The 18827-nt window shown below is 63.1% G+C and carries 15 protein-coding genes and 5 pseudogenes; 12 read left to right on the top strand and 8 right to left on the bottom strand.

Features of this window, described 5'->3' with window-relative positions; genetic code table 11:
- The first annotated feature begins 168 nt into the window (after positions 1–168).
- A pseudogene (locus ACIDOCELLA78_RS97540) lies at positions 169–886 on the top strand (IS6 family transposase).
- 257 nt (positions 887–1143) lie between these two features.
- On the opposite strand, the gene istB (ACIDOCELLA78_RS97535) reads toward ACIDOCELLA78_RS97540, so the two are convergent.
- Together istB (ACIDOCELLA78_RS97535) and istA (ACIDOCELLA78_RS97530) are read right to left on the bottom strand one after the other, a co-directional pair.
- On the bottom strand, positions 1144–1890 hold the full coding sequence (istB, locus tag ACIDOCELLA78_RS97535) for an IS21-like element helper ATPase IstB (protein ID WP_201727488.1): 747 nt from the start codon (positions 1888–1890) through the stop codon (positions 1144–1146).
- 17 nt (positions 1891–1907) lie between these two features.
- Positions 1908–3434, bottom strand: a complete 1527-nt coding sequence (gene istA / locus ACIDOCELLA78_RS97530; RefSeq protein WP_201727680.1) for an IS21 family transposase — start codon at positions 3432–3434, stop codon at positions 1908–1910.
- A 357-nt stretch (positions 3435–3791) separates the two neighbouring features.
- Here istA (ACIDOCELLA78_RS97530) and ACIDOCELLA78_RS97525 point away from each other — a divergent pair, with 357 nt between their 5' ends.
- The gene (locus ACIDOCELLA78_RS97525) at positions 3792–3971 is read left to right on the top strand and encodes a HigA family addiction module antitoxin (RefSeq protein WP_249674903.1); all 180 of its coding nucleotides are present in this window, start codon (positions 3792–3794) and stop codon (positions 3969–3971) included.
- A gap of 57 nt (positions 3972–4028) precedes the next feature.
- On the opposite strand, the pseudogene istB (ACIDOCELLA78_RS97520) reads toward ACIDOCELLA78_RS97525, so the two are convergent.
- The 5 genes and pseudogenes from istB (ACIDOCELLA78_RS97520) to ACIDOCELLA78_RS97500 all read right to left on the bottom strand — a co-directional run bounded on the left by istB (ACIDOCELLA78_RS97520) (position 4029) and on the right by ACIDOCELLA78_RS97500 (position 8514).
- Positions 4029–4822: pseudogene (gene istB / locus ACIDOCELLA78_RS97520) on the bottom strand (IS21-like element helper ATPase IstB).
- Positions 4812–6340 (bottom strand): annotated as a pseudogene (istA, locus tag ACIDOCELLA78_RS97515) (IS21 family transposase). The pseudogenes istB (ACIDOCELLA78_RS97520) and istA (ACIDOCELLA78_RS97515) overlap by 11 nt, the downstream one beginning before the upstream one ends.
- 97 nt (positions 6341–6437) lie before the next feature.
- Entirely contained in the window at positions 6438–7853 is a 1416-nt protein-coding gene (locus ACIDOCELLA78_RS97510; protein WP_249674893.1) for an IS1634 family transposase, read from the bottom strand.
- A 75-nt stretch (positions 7854–7928) separates the two neighbouring features.
- Positions 7929–8297 (bottom strand): HD-GYP domain-containing protein, encoded by a 369-nt coding sequence (locus ACIDOCELLA78_RS97505; RefSeq protein ID WP_201727487.1) that lies wholly within the window; start codon positions 8295–8297, stop codon positions 7929–7931.
- Positions 8298–8304: 7 nt separating this feature from the next.
- Positions 8305–8514 carry a hypothetical protein gene (locus ACIDOCELLA78_RS97500; protein WP_214006261.1) on the bottom strand — a complete coding sequence of 70 codons (210 nt, stop codon included), beginning with the start codon at positions 8512–8514 and terminating at the stop codon, positions 8305–8307.
- 1112 nt (positions 8515–9626) lie between these two features.
- On the opposite strand from ACIDOCELLA78_RS97500, the gene ACIDOCELLA78_RS97495 reads away from it, so the two are divergent.
- The 5 genes from ACIDOCELLA78_RS97495 to ACIDOCELLA78_RS97475 all read left to right on the top strand — a co-directional run bounded on the left by ACIDOCELLA78_RS97495 (position 9627) and on the right by ACIDOCELLA78_RS97475 (position 11525).
- Entirely contained in the window at positions 9627–9755 is a 129-nt protein-coding gene (locus tag ACIDOCELLA78_RS97495; RefSeq protein ID WP_307850837.1) for a hypothetical protein, read from the top strand.
- Between the two features lie 6 nt (positions 9756–9761).
- The gene (locus ACIDOCELLA78_RS97490; RefSeq protein ID WP_307850848.1) at positions 9762–9890 is read left to right on the top strand and encodes a hypothetical protein; all 129 of its coding nucleotides are present in this window, start codon (positions 9762–9764) and stop codon (positions 9888–9890) included.
- Positions 9891–10003: 113 nt separating this feature from the next.
- The gene (locus tag ACIDOCELLA78_RS97485; RefSeq protein ID WP_201727486.1) at positions 10004–10582 is read left to right on the top strand and encodes a site-specific integrase; all 579 of its coding nucleotides are present in this window, start codon (positions 10004–10006) and stop codon (positions 10580–10582) included.
- A 77-nt stretch (positions 10583–10659) separates the two neighbouring features.
- Complete coding sequence (locus tag ACIDOCELLA78_RS97480) at positions 10660–11085, top strand: hypothetical protein (RefSeq protein WP_201727485.1); 426 nt, start codon at positions 10660–10662, stop codon at positions 11083–11085.
- On the top strand, positions 11082–11525 hold the full coding sequence (locus ACIDOCELLA78_RS97475) for a DUF2442 domain-containing protein (protein WP_201727484.1): 444 nt from the start codon (positions 11082–11084) through the stop codon (positions 11523–11525). Before ACIDOCELLA78_RS97480 ends, ACIDOCELLA78_RS97475 begins: the two co-directional genes overlap by 4 nt.
- Before the next feature lie 174 nt (positions 11526–11699).
- Here ACIDOCELLA78_RS97475 and ACIDOCELLA78_RS97470 read toward each other — a convergent pair whose 3' ends face one another.
- On the bottom strand, positions 11700–13433 hold the full coding sequence (locus ACIDOCELLA78_RS97470) for an IS1634 family transposase (protein WP_201727483.1): 1734 nt from the start codon (positions 13431–13433) through the stop codon (positions 11700–11702).
- A 209-nt stretch (positions 13434–13642) separates the two neighbouring features.
- Here ACIDOCELLA78_RS97470 and ACIDOCELLA78_RS97465 point away from each other — a divergent pair.
- From ACIDOCELLA78_RS97465 to ACIDOCELLA78_RS97445, 5 genes and pseudogenes are all read left to right on the top strand, one after another.
- Positions 13643–13786: pseudogene (locus tag ACIDOCELLA78_RS97465) on the top strand (AAA family ATPase); the annotation flags it as partial.
- A 71-nt stretch (positions 13787–13857) separates the two neighbouring features.
- Positions 13858–15505, top strand: a pseudogene (gene istA / locus ACIDOCELLA78_RS97460) (IS21 family transposase).
- The gene (gene istB / locus ACIDOCELLA78_RS97455) at positions 15402–16130 is read left to right on the top strand and encodes an IS21-like element helper ATPase IstB (protein ID WP_201727481.1); all 729 of its coding nucleotides are present in this window, start codon (positions 15402–15404) and stop codon (positions 16128–16130) included. The pseudogene istA (ACIDOCELLA78_RS97460) and the gene istB (ACIDOCELLA78_RS97455) overlap by 104 nt, the downstream one beginning before the upstream one ends.
- A 209-nt stretch (positions 16131–16339) precedes the next feature.
- Complete coding sequence (gene istA / locus ACIDOCELLA78_RS97450; RefSeq protein WP_283770795.1) at positions 16340–17680, top strand: IS21 family transposase; 1341 nt, start codon at positions 16340–16342, stop codon at positions 17678–17680.
- 48 nt (positions 17681–17728) lie between these two features.
- Positions 17729–18763, top strand: coding sequence for an IS630 family transposase (locus tag ACIDOCELLA78_RS97445; RefSeq protein ID WP_201727480.1), 1035 nt, complete (start codon positions 17729–17731; stop codon positions 18761–18763).
- Positions 18764–18827: the final 64 nt, after the last annotated feature.

The raw sequence follows: 18827 nt of genomic DNA, 5'->3' as shown, positions 1-18827 counted from the left end.
CGCAACCCTCGCCTCCCCGCACGCCGTCGAGCAATCTTCCCCTGCTCTCCCAAGCGGTCGTTGCGGTTACGACCGCCCTCCCGGCATTCAGTCGGACAGCGTGAGGGCTCTGTTGCGAATTCTGGTTGTCTCTGATGGGATTGGATGCGGGCTGGAGGAGGAGCGGTGGTGTCAGCGTTCAGAGGGCGGCATTACGAGGGTGAGATCGTGCTTTGGGCGGTGCGATGGTACTGCCGGTATGGGATCAGCTATCGGGATCTTGAGCAGATGATGGCTGAGTGCGGCGTGAACGTTGATCATTCGACGATTTACCGCTGGGTTCAGCGATATGCCCGGAGATTGAGAAGCTGCTGCGCTGGCAATGGCGGCGGCCAACCTCGACGAGCTGGCGGGGCGGCGAGACCTATATCAAGGTCCGTGGCGCATGGGCCTATCTGTACCGTGCCGTCGACAAGCAGGGGAACACGATCGATTCCTAACTATCGCCAACGCGGAATACGAAGGCGGCAAAGCGTTTTCCGGGCAAGTCACTGAACGGATTGAAGGACTTGGAGAAACCCGAGATCATCAATACCGACAAGGCGCCGACCGACGCCATCGCCAGGTCAAATACTTGAACAACGTCGTCGAGGCGCACCACGGCAAGCTCAAGCACCTGACCCGCCCGGTGCGCGGCTTCAAGACACTGAAGACGGCCTATGCCACGATCAAGGGCTTCGAGGTGATGCGGGTCTTGCGCAAGGGGCAGGCCGCCATGTTCAATCTCACGCGTGACATTTGCGGCGAGGCACGTCTGGTCGAGCGTGCCTTCGGCCTCGGCGCCTGCGCCCTTGCCGACGCAGTCCAGCTCATCGGCCAACAAACGGACCGCGAGGCGGCCCGATAAGCCCGGCTCTCATCCAGAATACGTCACTCCCCCCTGCTCACAAAATTTGCAACAGAGCCAGTTGGAGAGTGACGTTTCGGTTCGTTGAGACTGGCGTTGAGTTGGTAAACTTGCGGATTCCGGAGAATTCGCCCATGGATTCCGATTTTAATTCGCCCACGATTCCGACGTTTATTCGCCCGGGGATTCCGAGATTTATTCGCCCGGGTAGCGGTCTCTGTGGCTGTTGATTTCGTTGCTCTCCTGTTCTCGTTGGGTCAAGCGGTTTTTGGGGTTTGCTTGCGGATCTTGCGCAGGCTTTCGCCGGTGAGTTCGATGCGGTGGGCATTGTGGAGCAGACGGTCGAGAATGGCGTCGGCGTAGGTCGGATCGCCGATCAGCTCATGCCAATGCGCCGGGGGGATCTGGCTGGTGATGATGGTGGCGCGGCGGCCGTAGCGATCCTCGACGATCTCGAGCAGGTCGTGACGGGCGCCGGCGTCGAGTGGAGCAAGGCCGAAGTCGTCGAGGATCAGTAGATTGACGGCACCGAGGGTGCGGATCATCCGGCCGTGACGCCCTTCGGCGCGGGCGACCGCGAGTTCTGCGAAGAGTTTGGGGGCGCGCTGATAGAGCACGGTCCTGTCATCGCGACATGCCTTGTGACCGAGGGCACAGGCCAGCCACGATTTTCCGACCCCTGTCGGCCCGCTCAGGACGAGATTGTCGTGCGCGTCGATCCACTCACCCTGGATCAGCTTCTGGAACAGAGCCCGATCGAGGCCGCGGGCACTCCGGTAATCGACATCCTCGATTGCAGCGTCATGGCGCAGCCTGGCATGGCGCAGCCTTGTGCTCAACCGCTTGTCACGTCGGACGGTGATCTCGCGGTCGAGCAGAAGACCGAGCCATTCGGCGTGACTGAGGCTGGGGGTTTCGGGATTGGCGTGCAGCTCGGTGAACGCGCGGGCCATGCCTGCAAGACCGAGCTGGTGGATCTGATCGAGGGTCGGATGGTTCAGCATGAGGCTTCTCCTTGTCATCAGTGGAAATATCCGCCGCCCCGGATGTTGGGGTGGCGGATCGGGGTGGGATCGGGACTGGCGGTGCCGGCGGCTCGCTCCAGCCGGTTATCGAGGATGGATTTGACCGAGCCGTAGGTCAGGGTGCCGATGGTGAGCGCGCGCTCGGCCGCGGCATCGAGCCGGTCGGCGCCAACACTGCGGGCCAGGCGAAGGATGCCGATGCAGGCGCGGAACCCCTGCTCCGGATGAGGCCGGCGTTCGAGGATCAGGGTGCAGAGTGTCGCGACCGAGGGACCAAGCCGTGCGGCTTCCTGATGGATCCGTGCGATGGTCCAGTCGCCATAACGCCGGTGGCTCGAGGGCATGTGCTCGGCGATCGTCGTGTGTTTGCCGTTACCCGGCCTGCGTGCGTGCACGGCGATCCGTTCGCCACGGAGAAAGATCTCGACCGTGCGCACGGTGAACCGGGCCTCGACCTCGGCGCGGGCGTGCCGGTAGGGGACGGAGTAAAAATGCTTCTCGATCTCGACGTGATAATCGATGCCGACCCGCCGGCGCCGCCATTGCGCCAGCACATAGGGTTCGGCCGGCAGTTCCTTCAGCGCGGGACGATCGAGTGTTTCCAGCAGATGCCGTCTTGTCGCCCCCAGGCGACGGACGACCCGCTCCTCGTTCAGCCAGCGGCAGAATTCAGCGATCGCGGCATTCAGTTCGGCGAGGCCGTAAAATGCCCGGTTGCGCAGCTTGCCCAGCAGCCACCGCTCCGCCAGCAAAACCGCCACCTCGACCTTCGCCTTGTCACGCGGCCGCCGCGGCCGCGCCGGGAGAATGGCCGTGCCGTAATGGCGCGCCATATCGGTGTAGGTCCGGTTGACCTGTGGATCGTAGAGGCAGGCGCGGATGATCGCGACCCTGGCGTTGTCGGGCACCAGCAGCGCCGGCACGCCGCCAATTGCTGCCAGAGTGCGATTATGCGCCTCGATCCAGTCCGGCAGGGTCTGGGTCCAGGTCGCCTCAGCATAGGTGAAGCTCGATGCGCCGAGAACGGCGACGAAGATCTGGGCCGCACGCGTCTCGCCGGTGAGCCGGTCGATCACCACCGGCACCGTGTCGCCGGCATAATCGACGAACAGCTTCTCGCCCGATGCGTGGGTCTGGCGCATCGTCACCGGTAGCCGGGCTTCCCAGCTCCGGTAGAGCTCGCAGAACCGGCTGTAGCGATACCCATCCGGGTGCTCGGCAATATACTCGTCCCACAGGATCGACAGCGTCACGTGCTTGCGCTGCAACTCGCGGCGGATACGCCCCCAGTCCGGCTCATCCACACGTCGATGCCCCGGCCGCTTGCCCACCGCGCCGTCGAACAAGCGCCTTTCCAATGCCGCTTCGGACAGCGCCAGAGCCCCTGGCCCATCGAGCCCGGCCGCCTCCAGTCGCCGCAGCGTCAAGCGCACCGTCGATGCCGCAACCCCGACCCGGATCCCCACCTGGCGGGTCGAAAGCCCCGCCATCCTCAATCTGACAATCTCGCGCACATCGCGCATCGCAATCCGCTCCACTGGCATTCATCCGCTCCCTCGATCAGCCAAAGGGAGGGAACCTGAACCAGCCAGCAGAGACCTCAAGCCAACCCGGCCAACCCCGCCCGCCTGGGCGAATAAAAGTCGGAACAGGTGGGCGAATTAATCTCGGAATAGGTGGGCGAATAATTCCCGGAATCCCGGGCGAGTTAATCTCGGAATCCCGGGCGAATTGAGCCCGGAATCAGCAGGTAAACTATCAAGACTACCATCAGGAGAAGGCAAAATGATGCTTAATCCGCCACATCCTGGCGAACTGCTCAGAGAGGATGTCATCGGCGAGCGGGGCTTTCCGTTACCGAGGCCGCCCACAGGCTGGCTATGTCCCGCGCTGCGTTGTCGCGCGTGTTGAACGCCAGGGCTGTCATTAGCCCTGATTTGGCGATCCGGCTTGAACAGGCTGGCGTGAGCACGGCGCAGGCATGGCTTGGGATGCAGGCAAACTATGACCTTTGGCTTGCACGACAACACAAGCAGCCACCAGTTGTTGATTTCCGCTGAGATCTGACCCGGGAATTCCATCGAGATTTGACCCGCCCATAGTTTATGATTTGAGTTTCATGATGGGGTCAAGGCTGGATTTTTCTCCTTTCGTTTTTGGGATTTCTGCACGGAGCTATTTTTGAACCTGAAGCTGTCATTTCCGGTCTCGAGGATATGGCAGTGGTGGGTGAGGCGATCGAGGAGCGCGGTGGTCATCTTGGCGTCGCCGAAGACGGCGGACCATTCGCTGAAGCTCAGGTTGGTGGTGATGACGACGCTGGTGCGCTCGTAGAGCTTGCTGAGCAGATGGAACAGCAAAGCTCCGCCTGAGGCGCTGAAGGCAGATAGCCAAGCTCATCGAGGATGACGAGGTCGGCATGGATCAGACGGCCGGCGATTTGCCCAGCCTTTCCCTGAGCTTTTTCCTGCTCCAGAGCATTGACCAGCTCGACGGTGGAGAAGAAGCGGACGCGCTTTTTGTGATGCTCGACGGCCTGCACGCCGAGCGCGGTGGCGATGTGGGTTTTGCCCGTGCCCGGGCCGCCGACGAGCACGACATTGTCGGCGGGTTCGATGAAGTCGCAACGATGCAACTGGCGGACCAGGGCCTCATTGACCTCGCTGCTGGCGAAGTCGAAGCCGGCCAGGTCGCGATAGGCCGGGAAGCGGGCGGCCTTGAACTGATAGGCCATGGAGCGGACCTCGCGCTCAGCGGTCTCGGCCTTGAGCAACTGGGAGAGTACCGGGATGGCGGCTTCGAAGGCCGGGGCACCCTGCTGGGCCAGTTCATCGACGGCCTGTGCCATGCCGTGCATTTTGAGGCTGCGCAGCATGATGACGAGCGCGCCGGTGGCGGGATCATGACGCATGGCGGGCCTCCTCAGATTGGCGCAAGCTATCGTAGCGCTCGACGTCAGCCTTGGGTTCATTGGCCAATGTCAGTGCCTGTGGCGCGGTGATGACCGGAAGCGGAGCCTGTTTGCCGTCGATCAGCCGGTGGAGCCGGTTGATGATATGCGTCTTGGACGGCACGCCGTCCTCCAGCGCCAGTTCCACCGCCACCAACACCGCCTGCTCGTCATGGTGCAGCACCAGGGCCAGGATCTCCACCATCTCCCGGTCACCGCCAGGACGGCGCAGGAGATGTTGCTGCAGCCGCTTGAAGGCATCGGGCAATTCCAGGAACGGCGCACCGTTGCGCAAGGCGCCCGGCTTGCGCTGGATCACCGCCAGATAATGCCGCCAGTCATACACAGTGCGCCCTGGGCCGTTGTGCGTCCGGTCGATGATGCGCGGATGCTCGCAGATGATTTGCCCCTCCGCCGCCACCACCAGCCTGTCGGGATAGACCCGCAGGCTGACCGGCCGGTTGGCAAAAGAGGCCGGCACGCTGTAGCGGTTACGCTCCAAGTGGATCAGGCAGGTCGAGGAGACCCGCTTGGTGTGTTCCACGAACCCATCGAACGGACGGCCCACAGGCATGAGGCTCTCAACCTCGCTGGCCCAGACATCGGCAATGGTTCCCGGCTCGTTGCCATGCGCGGTCTGCTCCCACAGCTCCCGCAGCGCCGCTCCAGCCAGTCGTTCAGGGCGTCCAAGCTTTCGAACGGAGGCATGGACTGCCACAGGCGGTGGCGTGCATCCTGGACGTTCTTCTCAACCTGCCCCTTCTCCCAACCGGCGGCCCGATTACAGAACTCGGCCTCGAAGAGATAATGGCTGGTCATCGCCAGGAAGCGGGCGTTGACGCTGCGCTCCTTGCCACGGCCGACCTTGTCAACGGCGGTGCGCATGTTGTCGTAAATCCCGCGCCGCGGTACGCCGCCGAGAGCTTGGAAGGCGTGGTTATGCGCGTCGAACAACATCTCATGTGTCTGCAGCAGATAGGCCCGAACAATGAACGCCCGGCTATGCGACAGTTTGGTGTGCGCCACCTGCAACTTGACGCGGACGCCACCGATGATCGCAAAATCTTCGCTCCAGTCAAACTGGAACGCCTCGCCAGGCGCAAAGGCCAAGGGCACGAAGGTTCCCCGGCCGGCGGTCTGCTGCAGCCGTTGGCACTCCCCCTTCCAAGCCCGGGCAAAGGCCGCCACACGATTGTAGGAACCGTCATAGCCCAGGCTGACGAGATCACCGTATAGCTGCTTGACCGTCCGCCGCTGCTTGCGCGGCCGGCCAGCTTCACGGCGCAGCCACGCCAAAAGCTTCTCGGCATAAGGATCAAGCTTGCTCGGCCGGTCCGGAACCTGAAACTTCGGCTCAATCACATCAGACCGAAGATATTTGCGGATCGTGTTCCGCGACACGCCTGTGCGCCGGGAAATCTCTCGGATCGGCACATGCTCACGCTTATGCCACCGGCGGATAATGCTCAAAAACGCCATGTCCAACACTCCGTTCGCCCCCGCCTCTTCCAGACGGGGAAACAGTCAAACATGGGTCAAATCTCAGTGGAAAAATCCGGCCTTCCCGGGTCAGATCTCAGCGGAAATCAACAATCATGCAGAGGAAGACGTGGGCACGCACCCGCGGCGAGAGCCAGTGATGCACCGGGCGGATCGCGAGATCGACCGATTTGAGGGACCGGAACGCCCGTTCCACCCGTGAGAGATCCTTGTAGGCTGACACGGCTTCGGTCTCGCTCATGACGTCCGCGCTCACACTGGTGCGGATGACATAGATGCCGTCGAGGGCCGCCTCGCGCGCGATGCTGGCGGCGTTGCGCTGGAAATCGAAGCGGCTGGCGGTGATGGTGAGATCGAAATGCTTGGCCATCTTGCGCTGGTTGATCACCGCCCCCACCGCCAGCCCGATCGCGGCCTCGCCATGAAGAGGAGCGCGTTTGCGCCGTGTCGCATCCCGGATCCGCGCCAGTTCCGTCTCGGTGGCCACGAGCAGCGCCTCGCGCTTGCGCCGTCGTTCGGTCGCCAGGGCGGCGTTGCGACAGGCGATCAGCCGCTCGCCCGGATAATCGGGCGACGTGATCGCGGCGATATCGCGCTCGTCGAACAGCGACATCTGCAGCGGTCCCTCGGCAAGATCCTGGATCTGCCCCGCGCGCAGGCAGCTGATCCAGTCCAGCCCCGCCGGCTTGATCGTCTCGCGGATCCGCGCCGTGGTGATCATTCCGCGATCACCCACCAGGACGACGCGCTCGAGATGGAACCGGCGCTTGAGTTTCTCCACCTGGGCGGCGATCGTCGCCGGATCGGCGGTGTTGCCTTCGAACACTTCCACTGCGATCGGCCGCCCCTCGCGATCGCACAGCAGACCATAGACGATCTGCGGCCGATCGGGCCGGTGATCCCGGCTGTATCCGTGGTGTGCCAGTTCGCAATGCCGGCCTTCGAGGTAGGATGAACTGACGTCGTAGAGCACCAGCGTGCCGTCGCGCAGATGGCGCCTTGCAAACTCCCGTTCGATCCGCCCCTGCTGCGTGCCCAGCCAGTCCAGCGCCGCATAGATCTCGCGCTCTTCAATGACACCGAGATCAAGCATCTGCCCGAGGCTCGATGTTGCGGTCTCCGGGTTCAGGCCGCGCAGGGTCGAGAGCTTCGATCCCGGCGCGATCACCCGGCCGGCGATCAGCGCCAGGGCGAGACTGCGCTCGCGCGACGCCCTCCGGCCCAGCAGGCGGGGTATCCCGAGCTTGCGCATCATCCCGAGTGCCGCCGCCACATGACCATGCGGCAGCGAACGCCGGATCTCCAGCGCCTGATCGGCACCACCAACCACCGCGCCACCCGCGAGCAGCGCTCGTAGGCCATCGATCAACGCGGGCGGCATCTGGCTCAGATTGGCGATGGTACGCTTGTGAACCTTCCGCCCCTCGCGGAAACTCTCCCGCAACAGCACGGCCGGCGCCGATCGGCCATTCGGAACCACATCGATGAACATAACCCGAGCGAATCACAGATCGAGTCGCACCGCAAGCCCCATTTATGGACACAAAACGCTCGCAAGAAATCAGCGCTACGCGAGGCTATCCGCCACGTTCAGGTCATTCCCAAGTAAAAACTTCAGGTTAGAGACGCCAAGTTTGCCGATGTCATGGAGCAGCGCGCCGCGTCGCGACCGCCTACGCTGCGATCCTGTCCAGCCGATCCGGGCTCCGATGGCATCTGCATAAAAGGCAACACGTCGGCTATGGCCACTCGTGAAACTGCTCTTTGCATCGATGACGTCGGCAAAGGCAGCGGTCGTACGATCCAGCCCGTCCTCGTCGATTGTCAACACCAGATCGGATGGTTCAAGCACCTGGACGCGTGCGTCGAGCCCCTCGGCTGCTAGGCCCTGCCATAACCATCCCTCTTGGGAGATATCGGCAAAGACCGCTGCCACAGTCGGATCAAACCAGGTTCCAGCGAGCCGCTACCAGCCCCGCAAGGATCTCGCCGACGACCCCAAACTGCCAGCCGCCATCTACCGTACTGCCCTCGAGCACGGTGTCTTCGACAACACGGCCTGAACCTGATCGCGTGAACCAAAAATGGCCAAAGTCAAGGTTATGTCTTGGCCAAACCACTGGTAAGAAACCTCCAATGAACGCCTTGTGCATCGGAGCGAAAGCGTACGGTGGCGCCGTCGCTAATATTGGTCAATGACCAGTCCACACCGGCTTCTCCAAAGTCATCTTTTAGAACTTGTAGCCAACTCTTTTGCGGGTCGGCTGGACAGCAGCCTTGCGGCACCGGGTATTGCTCCGGTTGCAATAGCGTTCGCGGTGCATCGTTCCGTCGCGACAGTGCGGTGGATTTCTTGTCAATAGTCATTGCAGGGCCTTTCGGTCATTACGATGATAGTCACTTGAACCATCCGATGGCTAAGTAGACTCCGTTGGTCGCCCCATCGGCGTTTGCTTGGCCGAACCGCACCGCCCCCGCGACCGCCGAAACCCCTGTCAAGTAGAATGCAGGTGCATCATTTCCCGATTCAAAATTCGGTGATACTGTAATTTTGCAGATTACTTCATAATTCCTGCGGCTTCAAGCCAACAGCGCAGACTTTGTCGTTCGGCCCCTACCGATCCCGACCGCTTGGCGCGCGCTCGTAGCCAGACTCCCCCGCGGCACGGTTGAATGAGACACCTCATAAGCGGACGCTGTGCGCGCTGGAGGTGTACGATGGCTGATCAGAAAACGACAACGACGGAGCGGCCGAGCGCCGCGGAGCGACCCGTGCAGGAGTCTGGCGCAGCGGCGCTCGGCTGCGGTGGCCTGTACCGCGCCCGGTTTTCGAGACACATGGTTGAAGCCTGTGCGGCGCGTGAAGCCGCTGCAAGTTGACCGCCTCGAAAGGCAGCCAGGGGTCGGAAGCTGTGTCGTTCAATGATCCAGGTTTGGTAATAGTGTAACAGGCGGGCCCCCTGCCCTCGCCTGACGGATGCCCGGATTCATGCGCCTGAAGCATTGCGGTACGCCAGCCCCGGCCGTAGCCGGATCGGCAAACCTGCCCTGATCATCACGGAAGATCGCGCGACCACCCTGCCCTGCCCCGCAGCGGGTTTGGGCGGTGGCCGCGGACTTTCGCCTGGCGGTCGGGCGCCCGATCTGATACGATTCTCGGGTAATGACGCCCAAACCGTCGACTCATCCCGACATCGGATCGAATGCGACCCCGTCCCGGAGCCGTCGGCGCCCGCGTCGACCGCGCAATCGCGGCGCCGCGCCGGTGCAGCTGTCACTGTTCCCGGAGCGCGTCGCGTTGACCCGGATCCGCCCCGAGTGGAACGAACGGCGCTTCTACCGGCTCGAGGTCTGGCCCGATCTGTTCGGCCGGCCCCAGCTCGCCCGGATCTGAGGGCGGATCGGCACCAGCTCGCGGCTGCGGGTTGACCCCTATCCCGATCTTGGCAGCGCCCTCGATGCCCTCGCCGATCTCGCCCGCGCGAAGCGCCGGCGCGGCTATCGCGACCAGCCCGCCCTGCCATGGTGAGCCGGCCAGCTGCGTCCCGGGCGAGAACGCGGGTCAAAGCTGCGCGTCGGCGCTCCACAACGACTGCGGCATCTCCCGTGCCGCCGGCGCCGTACCCTGCCCGGCCCCAGGGGATGAGCCTCTATGACGAGACCGGCGCCCGGAAATATCTCACCGAGAGCGAACGGAAAGCCTTCCTCGCCGCGGCCGAACGCGTCGATCGTCAGGTGCGGACCCTCTGCATGACCCTGGCCTTCGCCGGCTGCCGCCTGTCCGAGGCGCTGGCGCTGACCGCCGACCGGGCCGACCTCGCCGGCGGGGTGATCGTCTTCGAAACGCTGAAAAAGCGCCGCGCGGGGATCTACCGTGCCGTGCCCGTCCCCCCTGCCCTGCTCGAGGCGCTCGATCTGGTTCACGGGATCCGCGAACTGCAGTCCCGCCGGGATAAGGGACGCGGCACAAGGCTCTGGCCCTGGTCGCGGATGACCGGCTGGCGTGCCGTCCATCACGTCATGGAAGACGCCGGCCTGTCCGGGCCGCACGCTTCGCCCAAGGGACTGCGGCACGGCTTCGGAGTGGCCGCCGTCTCCGCCGGCATCCCCCTCAACCTGGTGCAGAAATGGCTTGGCCACGCCCAGCTCTCCACCACCGCGATCTACGCCGACGCGGTCGGCGCCGAAGAGCAGGACATCGCCCGCAGAATGTGGGGATGAATCCGGTTTCGGCCTGATCGGCGTACCCTTGAAAACCCAAGCCGATAGGTTATTATCAAGCCATGAGTCGGGTGTTCGTGTCCGAGGCGACCGGTGCCGTGGTCTACGTCTTTGCCGACGATCACTGTCCGCCACATGTTCATGCCCGGCATCGAGGCGACGATTGGATCGCGCGGATCGGGTTTTTGTATCTCGGTGACGATGTGACGCTGCTCAGCATCGCGCCGCTGAAGAACATTCCCCTGCAGCGCACGCTTAATCGTCTCCTCGGCGAGGTCGAGGCGCGCTTGCCGGATTGCCGAAAGGCCTGGTGGGAGATCCGGCGGACCACGTGCCTGACGAACCAATGGGCGCGTGTTCTTGATGCCGGAGCCGTCGAGCTGCTGCCGGGCCGAGAATCGGGGGCGCGTCAGATTGCGGAGGCGGACTATGACCCCGGGAATGAAGTGCTGCGGCTGATCCTTCGGGACGGCACGACGAGAGAAGTGAGATTGCGATCATGACCAAGCAGCGGATCACGGATGCGGACTATGCGAATGCTCTGGCGGCCGGTCGGACCGAGGCGGAGACGGAGATTCGAGCCCAATCGGTTCGCTACGTACCGGAGCGCGATGCGCTCGAGATCATCACCACCCGGAATGCCGGTTTTCTGATCCCTCTTCAGTGGATCGGGGCGCTTCAGGACGTGAGCAAAGAGGATCTCGCCGGGCTGGAACTCTGGCCGGACGGATCGGCGATCGCGTTGGAGGATCGCGATATCCATGTCGGCGTGAACGGTCTCCTGACGGCCGTTCTCCCGGCGATGCTGCCGGCGCCGAGCGTCGCTGCGCTTTTTGCGAGCCGCGGCGGCAAGGCAACTTCGTCAGCGAAGCGGAGTAGCGCCCAGGTGAACGGACGTAAGGGCGGACGACCACGTAAGGCAGGTCGCGATGAGGCTGCTTGAGTTGGGCCGGCATTTTAGGCATACCTAAAAGCACGAAAGCACGAAAGCACGAAAGCACGAAAACACGAAAGCACGAAAGCACGAAAAGAAAAAATCGTTTAAACTGAAGTTTTCACTGATTCGAAAGCAAATTCCCTGTATTTATCGGTGAACTTCGAGATCTGATTTTGCCGCTTACTGGACACGCATGGGGTCGATCCCGATCAGGGCGAAGGCGGTGGTTTGCAGCGACGTGGGGTTTGCCAGAGCGGTGAAGGTGGCGTTCGGCGCCTTGGGTAGGGAGGCGGTGTTGAGGGTCTGTGTGGCGAGATGCGCCATCAGGTCGGTGAAGCTCGAAATCGGCAGGTTCTGGTCGTTGCGGCGTCGCCCGCGCTTGCGATCGGCGGCCGGGGATATCGATGCGGGGGCAACCGGCGATGAGCGTTCAGTTTCCGCGCCTGGCCGGTCGTGATCCTGGAACAGCAGGGGCTTGAGGGCGTCGCGCAGATGCCATTCGACGTAATAGGCCATCATGCAGAGGAAGACGTGGGCACGCACCCGCGGCGAGAGCCAGTGATGCACCGGGCGGATCGCGAGATCGACCGATTTGAGGGACCGGAACGCCCGTTCCACCCGTGAGAGATCCTTGTAGGCTGACACGGCTTCGGTCTCGCTCATGACGTCCGCGCTCACACTGGTGCGGATGACATAGATGCCGTCGAGGGCCGCCTCGCGCGCGATGCTGGCGGCGTTGCGCTGGAAATCGAAGCGGCTGGCGGTGATGGTGAGATCGAAATGCTTGGCCATCTTGCGCTGGTTGATCACCGCCCCCACCGCCAGCCCGATCGCGGCCTCGCCATGAAGAGGAGCGCGTTTGCGCCGTGTCGCATCCCGGATCCGCGCCAGTTCCGTCTCGGTGGCCACGAGCAGCGCCTCGCGCTTGCGCCGTCGTTCGGTCGCCAGGGCGGCGTTGCGACAGGCGATCAGCCGCTCGCCCGGATAATCGGGCGACGTGATCGCGGCGATATCGCGCTCGTCGAACAGCGACATCTGCAGCGGTCCCTCGGCAAGATCCTGGATCTGCCCCGCGCGCAGGCAGCTGATCCAGTCCAGCCCCGCCGGCTTGATCGTCTCGCGGATCCGCGCCGTGGTGATCATTCCGCGATCACCCACCAGGACGACGCGCTCGAGATGGAACCGGCGCTTGAGTTTCTCCACCTGGGCGGCGATCGTCGCCGGATCGGCGGTGTTGCCTTCGAACACTTCCACTGCGATCGGCCGCCCCTCGCGATCGCACAGCAGACCATAGACGATCTGCGGCCGATCGGGCCGGTGATCCCGGCTGTATCCGTGGTGTGCCAGTTCGCAATGCCGGCCTTCGAGGTAGGATGAACTGACGTCGTAGAGCACCAGCGTGCCGTCGCGCAGATGGCGCCTTGCAAACTCCCGTTCGATCCGCCCCTGCTGCGTGCCCAGCCAGTCCAGCGCCGCATAGATCTCGCGCTCTTCAATGACACCGAGATCAAGCATCTGCCCGAGGCTCGATGTTGCGGTCTCCGGGTTCAGGCCGCGCAGGGTCGAGAGCTTCGATCCCGGCGCGATCACCCGGCCGGCGATCAGCGCCAGGGCGAGACTGCGCTCGCGCGACGCCCTCCGGCCCAGCAGGCGGGGTATCCCGAGCTTGCGCATCATCCCGAGTGCCGCCGCCACATGACCATGCGGCAGCGAACGCCGGATCTCCAGCGCCTGATCGGCACCACCAACCACCGCGCCACCCGCGAGCAGCGCTCGTAGGCCATCGATCAACGCGGGCGGCATCTGGCTCAGATTGGCGATGGTACGCTTGTGAACCTTCCGCCCCTCGCGGAAACTCTCCCGCAACAGCACGGCCGGCGCCGATCGGCCATTCGGAACCACATCGATGAACATAACCCGAGCGAATCACAGATCGAGTCGCACCGCAAGCCCCATTTATGGACACAAAACGCTCGCAAGAAATCAGCGCTACGCGAGGCTATCCGCCACGTTCAGGTCATTCCCAAGTAAAAACTTCAGTTTAAACGTTATAGTGGTATTGCACGTTTTCACGCTTTATGGGATGAACGAAAACACGCAATCGTTCTAAACATAAAGCCAAAATGCACGTTATCGTTCTTGCAAGCCAGAAGGGCGGTTCAGGGAAAACCACTCTTGCTGCGCATCTCGCTGTGGCGGCCGAGATTGCTGGAGACGGGCCTGCGGTCCTGATTGATACTGATCCGCAGGGCTCCTTGTCAGCCTGGTGTGTAAATTCGCTTGCAATAGTGACCCCCTGAGGGGCGGAAATCGCGTCGAATTTCGACCCCTCTGACGAATGGTGTCAGGACCCTCCCTAACGCTCGTGGTGAGTTTGGGAGATTTCTCGGGGGATGATCGGATTGGGGAGATTCGGCGGGCTTATTTTGATGAGCATCTGCCGATCAAGGAGATTGTGCGGCGTCTGGCGGTTTCGCGTGCGACGGTGCGCAAGGTCGTCCGGGGTTCGGCGACGGCGTTTCGGTATGCGCGTGACGTGCAGCCTGCGCCGAAGCTTGGGGAGTGGGTTGAGCGGCTGACGGCGATCCTGGAGCGGGAAGCGGGCTTGCCGCGGCGGGGGCGGCGCTCGACGCAGCGTCTGTTCGAGGAACTGCGGGGGCTCGGGTATGAGGGCGCGCATGACAGCGTGCATCGATTTGCCAAGGCGTGGCGGCGTGAACATGCCCGGGTTCCGGTGCGGGCTTATGTGCCGCTGAGCTTTGCGCCGGGGGAAGCCTACCAGTTCGATTGGAGCCATGAGGCGATCACGCTGCAGGGGCTGCCGGTGACGGTGAAGGTTGCGCACATGAAGCTGTCGCACAGCCGGATGCCGTTCGTTCGGGCGTATCATCGGGAGACCCAGGAGCTGGTCTTCGATGCGCACGACAAGGGTTTCGCGTATTTTGGTGGCGTTTGCCGGCGTGGGATCTACGACAACATGAAGACGGCGGTGGAGGCGATCTTCCTGGGCAAGGAGCGTCGCTACAACCGGCGATTTCTGCAGATGTGCTCGCATCACCTGGTCGAGCCGGTGGCCTGTACGCCTGCGGCAGGGTGGGAGAAGGGTCAGGTCGAGAACCAGGTCGGCAATCTGCGTGACCAGTTGTTCCGGCCCAGGCCGCGGGTCGGCAGCCTTGCCGAGCTCAACGCGTGGCTCGAGGACGAATGCGTCGCCTTTGCCAGGCGGACGCCGCATCCCGAGGTCAAGGACCGGAGTATCTGGGCGGTGTTCGAGGACGAACGCCCGCAGCTGATGGCGATGCGCGGACCGTTCGATGGCTTCGTCGAGAAGGTGGTGCGTGCGAGCACGACCTGCCTGATCATGGCGGACCACAACCGCTACAGCGTCGATGCCCGTGCCGCTGGACGGATGGTTCAGGTGCGCTCGCATGCGGCGCGCCTTGTCGTGCTGCTGGACGGCGAGGTCGTCGCCGAGCATCCGCGGGACTTCCGGCGTGGCCAGGTGATCTACGATCCCTGGCACTACCTGCCGATCCTGGTGCGCAAGCCGGGGGCGCTGCGCAATGGCGCGCCGTTCAAGGACTGGCAGCTGCCGCCTGGCCTTGCGGCCGCCCGGGCGAAGCTGAAGCAGCACGCCGACGGCGACCGCCAGTTCGTCAAGATACTGGCAGCCGTGCTCGATCACGGTCTGGCCGCGGTCGAGGCGGCCTGTGCCGAGGCGCTCGAGGTCGGGATCGCCAGCGGCGACGTCATCCTCGCCATCCTGGCGCGCCGGCTGCAGCCGCCGGTGCCGCCGAGCATCATCACGCCCGACGCCCTGCGCCTGAAAGTCGAGCCCCTTGCCGATTGCGGCCGCTACGACAGGCTCAGGAGTGCTGCCTGATGGAACGGCAGGACATCCTCGAAGCGATGGCCGAGCTGAAGCTGCACGGCATGCGCGCAAGCTTCGACGAGATCGCCGGCAAGGGCGTGGCGCGGCGCGATGAGTTCTACGGTCTGATCGCCAGCCTGATCCGCGCGGAACGCACCTTCCGGCAAGCCCGGTCGATCACCTATCGGATCAGCAGCGCCAAGTTCCCGGTGTTGAAGGATCTCGACACGTTCACCTTCAAGGGCACGCCGATCGACGAGGGACTGGTGCGCGAGCTGGCGACCGGCAGCTTCCTGGAGGGCAAGCGGAACGGCATCTTCATCGGCGGCACCGGCACCGGCAAGACGCATCTGTGCATCGCCGTGGCGGCCGCCGTCATCCGCGCCGGGGCGCGCGGCCGGTTCTATAATCTCGTCGATCTGGTCAACCAGCTGGAACAGGAGAAGGCCGCCGGTCGCAGCGGCAATCTGGTTGAACGGCTGCTTCGCCACGATCTGATCGTCATCGACGAACTCGGCTACCTGCCGTTCAGCCAGGCCGGTGGCCAGCTCCTGTTCCACCTGATCAGCAAGCTCTACGAAAACACCTCGCTGCTGATCACCACAAATCTCGCCTTTGCAGATTGGCCGCAGGTCTTTGGCGACGCCAAGATGACCACAGCCATGCTGGATCGCCTCACCCATCACTGCGACATCATCGAAACCGGCAACGAAAGCTGGCGCTTCAAGAACCGAAGCTGACTAAAAACCCTCCCCAGACCCCCACCCGGCTTATCCACGTGGGCGCACAGGAACCCCCCACGATCTCCGCCGCTCGCGCTCTATGGCGCGCGACGAAGATCGCGGGTCCCCCCTATGCACTACGTGGATAAGCCCACGTCGATAACGCCTCGTCTAACGCCCAAAGGGGTCGGAATTGGACGCGAAAAGGGGTCACGGTTGGACGCGATTTGACAGCAGGGGTTCGGCGCCGTGCCGAGCCGGCCTGGGACGAACTGGTCTGCGAACTGAAGCGGCCTGGGATGAATCTGCAGGTGCTTTGGGAGGAGTACCGTGACCAGCACCCGGACGGTTACGGATATTCGCGGTTCTGCGAACTGTTCAGGGAATTCGAGGCCCGCCTGTCACCGGTCATGCGCCAGGATCATCGTGCTGGCGACAAGGTCTTCGTCGATTATTCCGGCAAGCGGATTGGCATTGTCGATCGGGCGAGTGGCGAAGTTCGACAGGCGGAGATCTTCGTCGGCGTGCTCGGCGCATCGAGCTTCACCTATGCGGAGGCGAGTTGGACCCAGACGCTGCCGGACTGGATTGGCGCGCATGTCCGCATGTTCCGCGCATTTGGCGGTGTTCCGCGGCTGATAGTGCCGGATAATCTGAAGTCCGGCGTCAACAAGCCATCGTTCTACGATCCCGAGATCAACCTCAGCTACGGGCGCATGGCGTCACATTACGGGGTCGGTGTGCTCCCTGCGCGTCCGTTCCGGCCCCGCGATAAAGCGAAGGTGGAATCCGGGGTACGCTTTGCTCAAACCTATATCCTGGGGCGTCTGCGCCGGCAGACGTTCTTCTCGCTGGCCGAGGCCAACCAGGCGATCGCCGGCATGGTCGATCGGATCAACGACTATGTCATGCGCCGGATCGGCGTCAGCCGCCGGCATCTCTTCGAGACGATCGAGCGGCCCGCGCTCGCGGCGTTGCCGGCATCCGACTATGAATTCGCCGAATGGGGTCTGGCACGGGTCGCGCTGGATTATCACGTCGAGGTCTGCGGGTTTTTCTACTCGGTGCCGCATGAACTGATCCGCCAGCAGGTCGATACCCGCGCGACCGAACGCGGCATTGAGATATTCCACCACGGCAAGCGCATTGCGGTTCACCAGCGTCGCTACGGCGGCCGCAAGCATGGCACCGATATCGAGCACATGCCGAGTGCCCACCGGCGCTACGCCGAATGGACGCCGGAGCGGTTCCGCCGCTGGGGCGCCTCCATCGGCCCGCATACCGAAGGGCTGATCACCGCCATCCTCGCCAGCCGGCCGCATCCCGAACAGGGGTTCCGGACCTATCTCGGCATTCTCCGATTGTTCAAGGACCTCGAACCCGCCCGCGCTGAGGCCGTAGCCGACCGCGCCGTCGCGATCGGTGCGTTCACCTACAAAAGTCTCGCCTCGATCGTCGCCAACAAGCTCGATCGTTCAACCGCCGCGGCGGGCGAGCCCCAGGCGGTCATTACCCACGGCAATCTCCGTGGTTCCGGCTATTTTCATTACTCACCAGTCGGTAATTAAGACGACATTTTGCTAGTCGTATGTTTGCGGGGATGATATAATTCTGGCATGAAACGGGACGGTCGCAGATTTGATCATCGCACCCTGGAAACCATCCGGCTGATGGCTGTAGAGCGGGTGCGCGAGGGCGAAGCGGCCTCTTTGGTGATTGCCTCATACGGGTTCAGCCGCACAACAATCTATAAATGGCTCAGCGCGGCATCGAAGCCTGGGGTCGGGGTGAAAGCCTTGCGGTCACGGCCGGCAACCGGCCGGCCGCGGCGTCTGACGCCGCGCCAGGAGCAGCAGGTGTTGCGTTGGATCAATGGCCGCGATCCGCGCCAATACGGCCTGGATTTCGGGCTGTGGACCCGGCACGTTGTGGCCGAACTGATCGAGCGCAAGTTTGGTATCAAACTCGGTGTGACGGCTGTGGGCGAACTGCTGTCGAAACTGGGCCTGACGCCGCAAAAGCCGTTGCAGCGTGCCTATCAGCGCGATCCGGAGGCGATCGAGGCATGGCGACGTGAGCGGTTTCCTGAAATCGCCAGGCAGGCCAAGTCCTGTGGCGGCGAGGTCTTTTTCTGGGACGAGTCCGGCTTTCGGGCCGACGCCGTGCATGGCAAGACCTGGGGCGTGAAGGGACAGACGCCGATCGTCGAGCGTCCGGGCCAACGGCAATCGATCAGCGCCGCCTCGGCGGTGACAGCCCGCGGCGGGTTCTGGTATTGCACTTATGAAGGCGGCCTGAATGCTGAGTTGTTCGTAGCGCTGCTACGCCGGATGATGCGGCACCGCACGAGGCCGGTGCACCTGGTCCTCGACGGGCTGCCTGCCCACAAAACAGCGCTGGTGAAAGCCTACGTGGCGTCGACCAATGGAATGCTGACGTTGCATTTTCTGCCAGGCTACGCCCCTGACCTGAACCCAGATGAACTGGTCTGGAGCCACATGAAGCGGACGGGCGTCGCCCGGACTCCGCTACGCCAAGGCGAAAAGCTTCAGGACAAAATCGAAGCCCAACTCGCCGCCATCAAGCGCAAACCACGTCTCGTGCAATCATTCTTCAAAGCACCAACTGTCGCCTATATTACCGACTGCTGAGTAAACAGTCAAACCCGGAACGATACGGTATCGTAAGTTGAGATCTTTGATTTCACTCGAGATT

Source organism: Acidocella sp. C78 (assembly GCF_907164655.1).
Note: the sequence above shows the minus strand (reverse complement) of the source record. Positions and strands in the feature narration are given on the sequence as shown.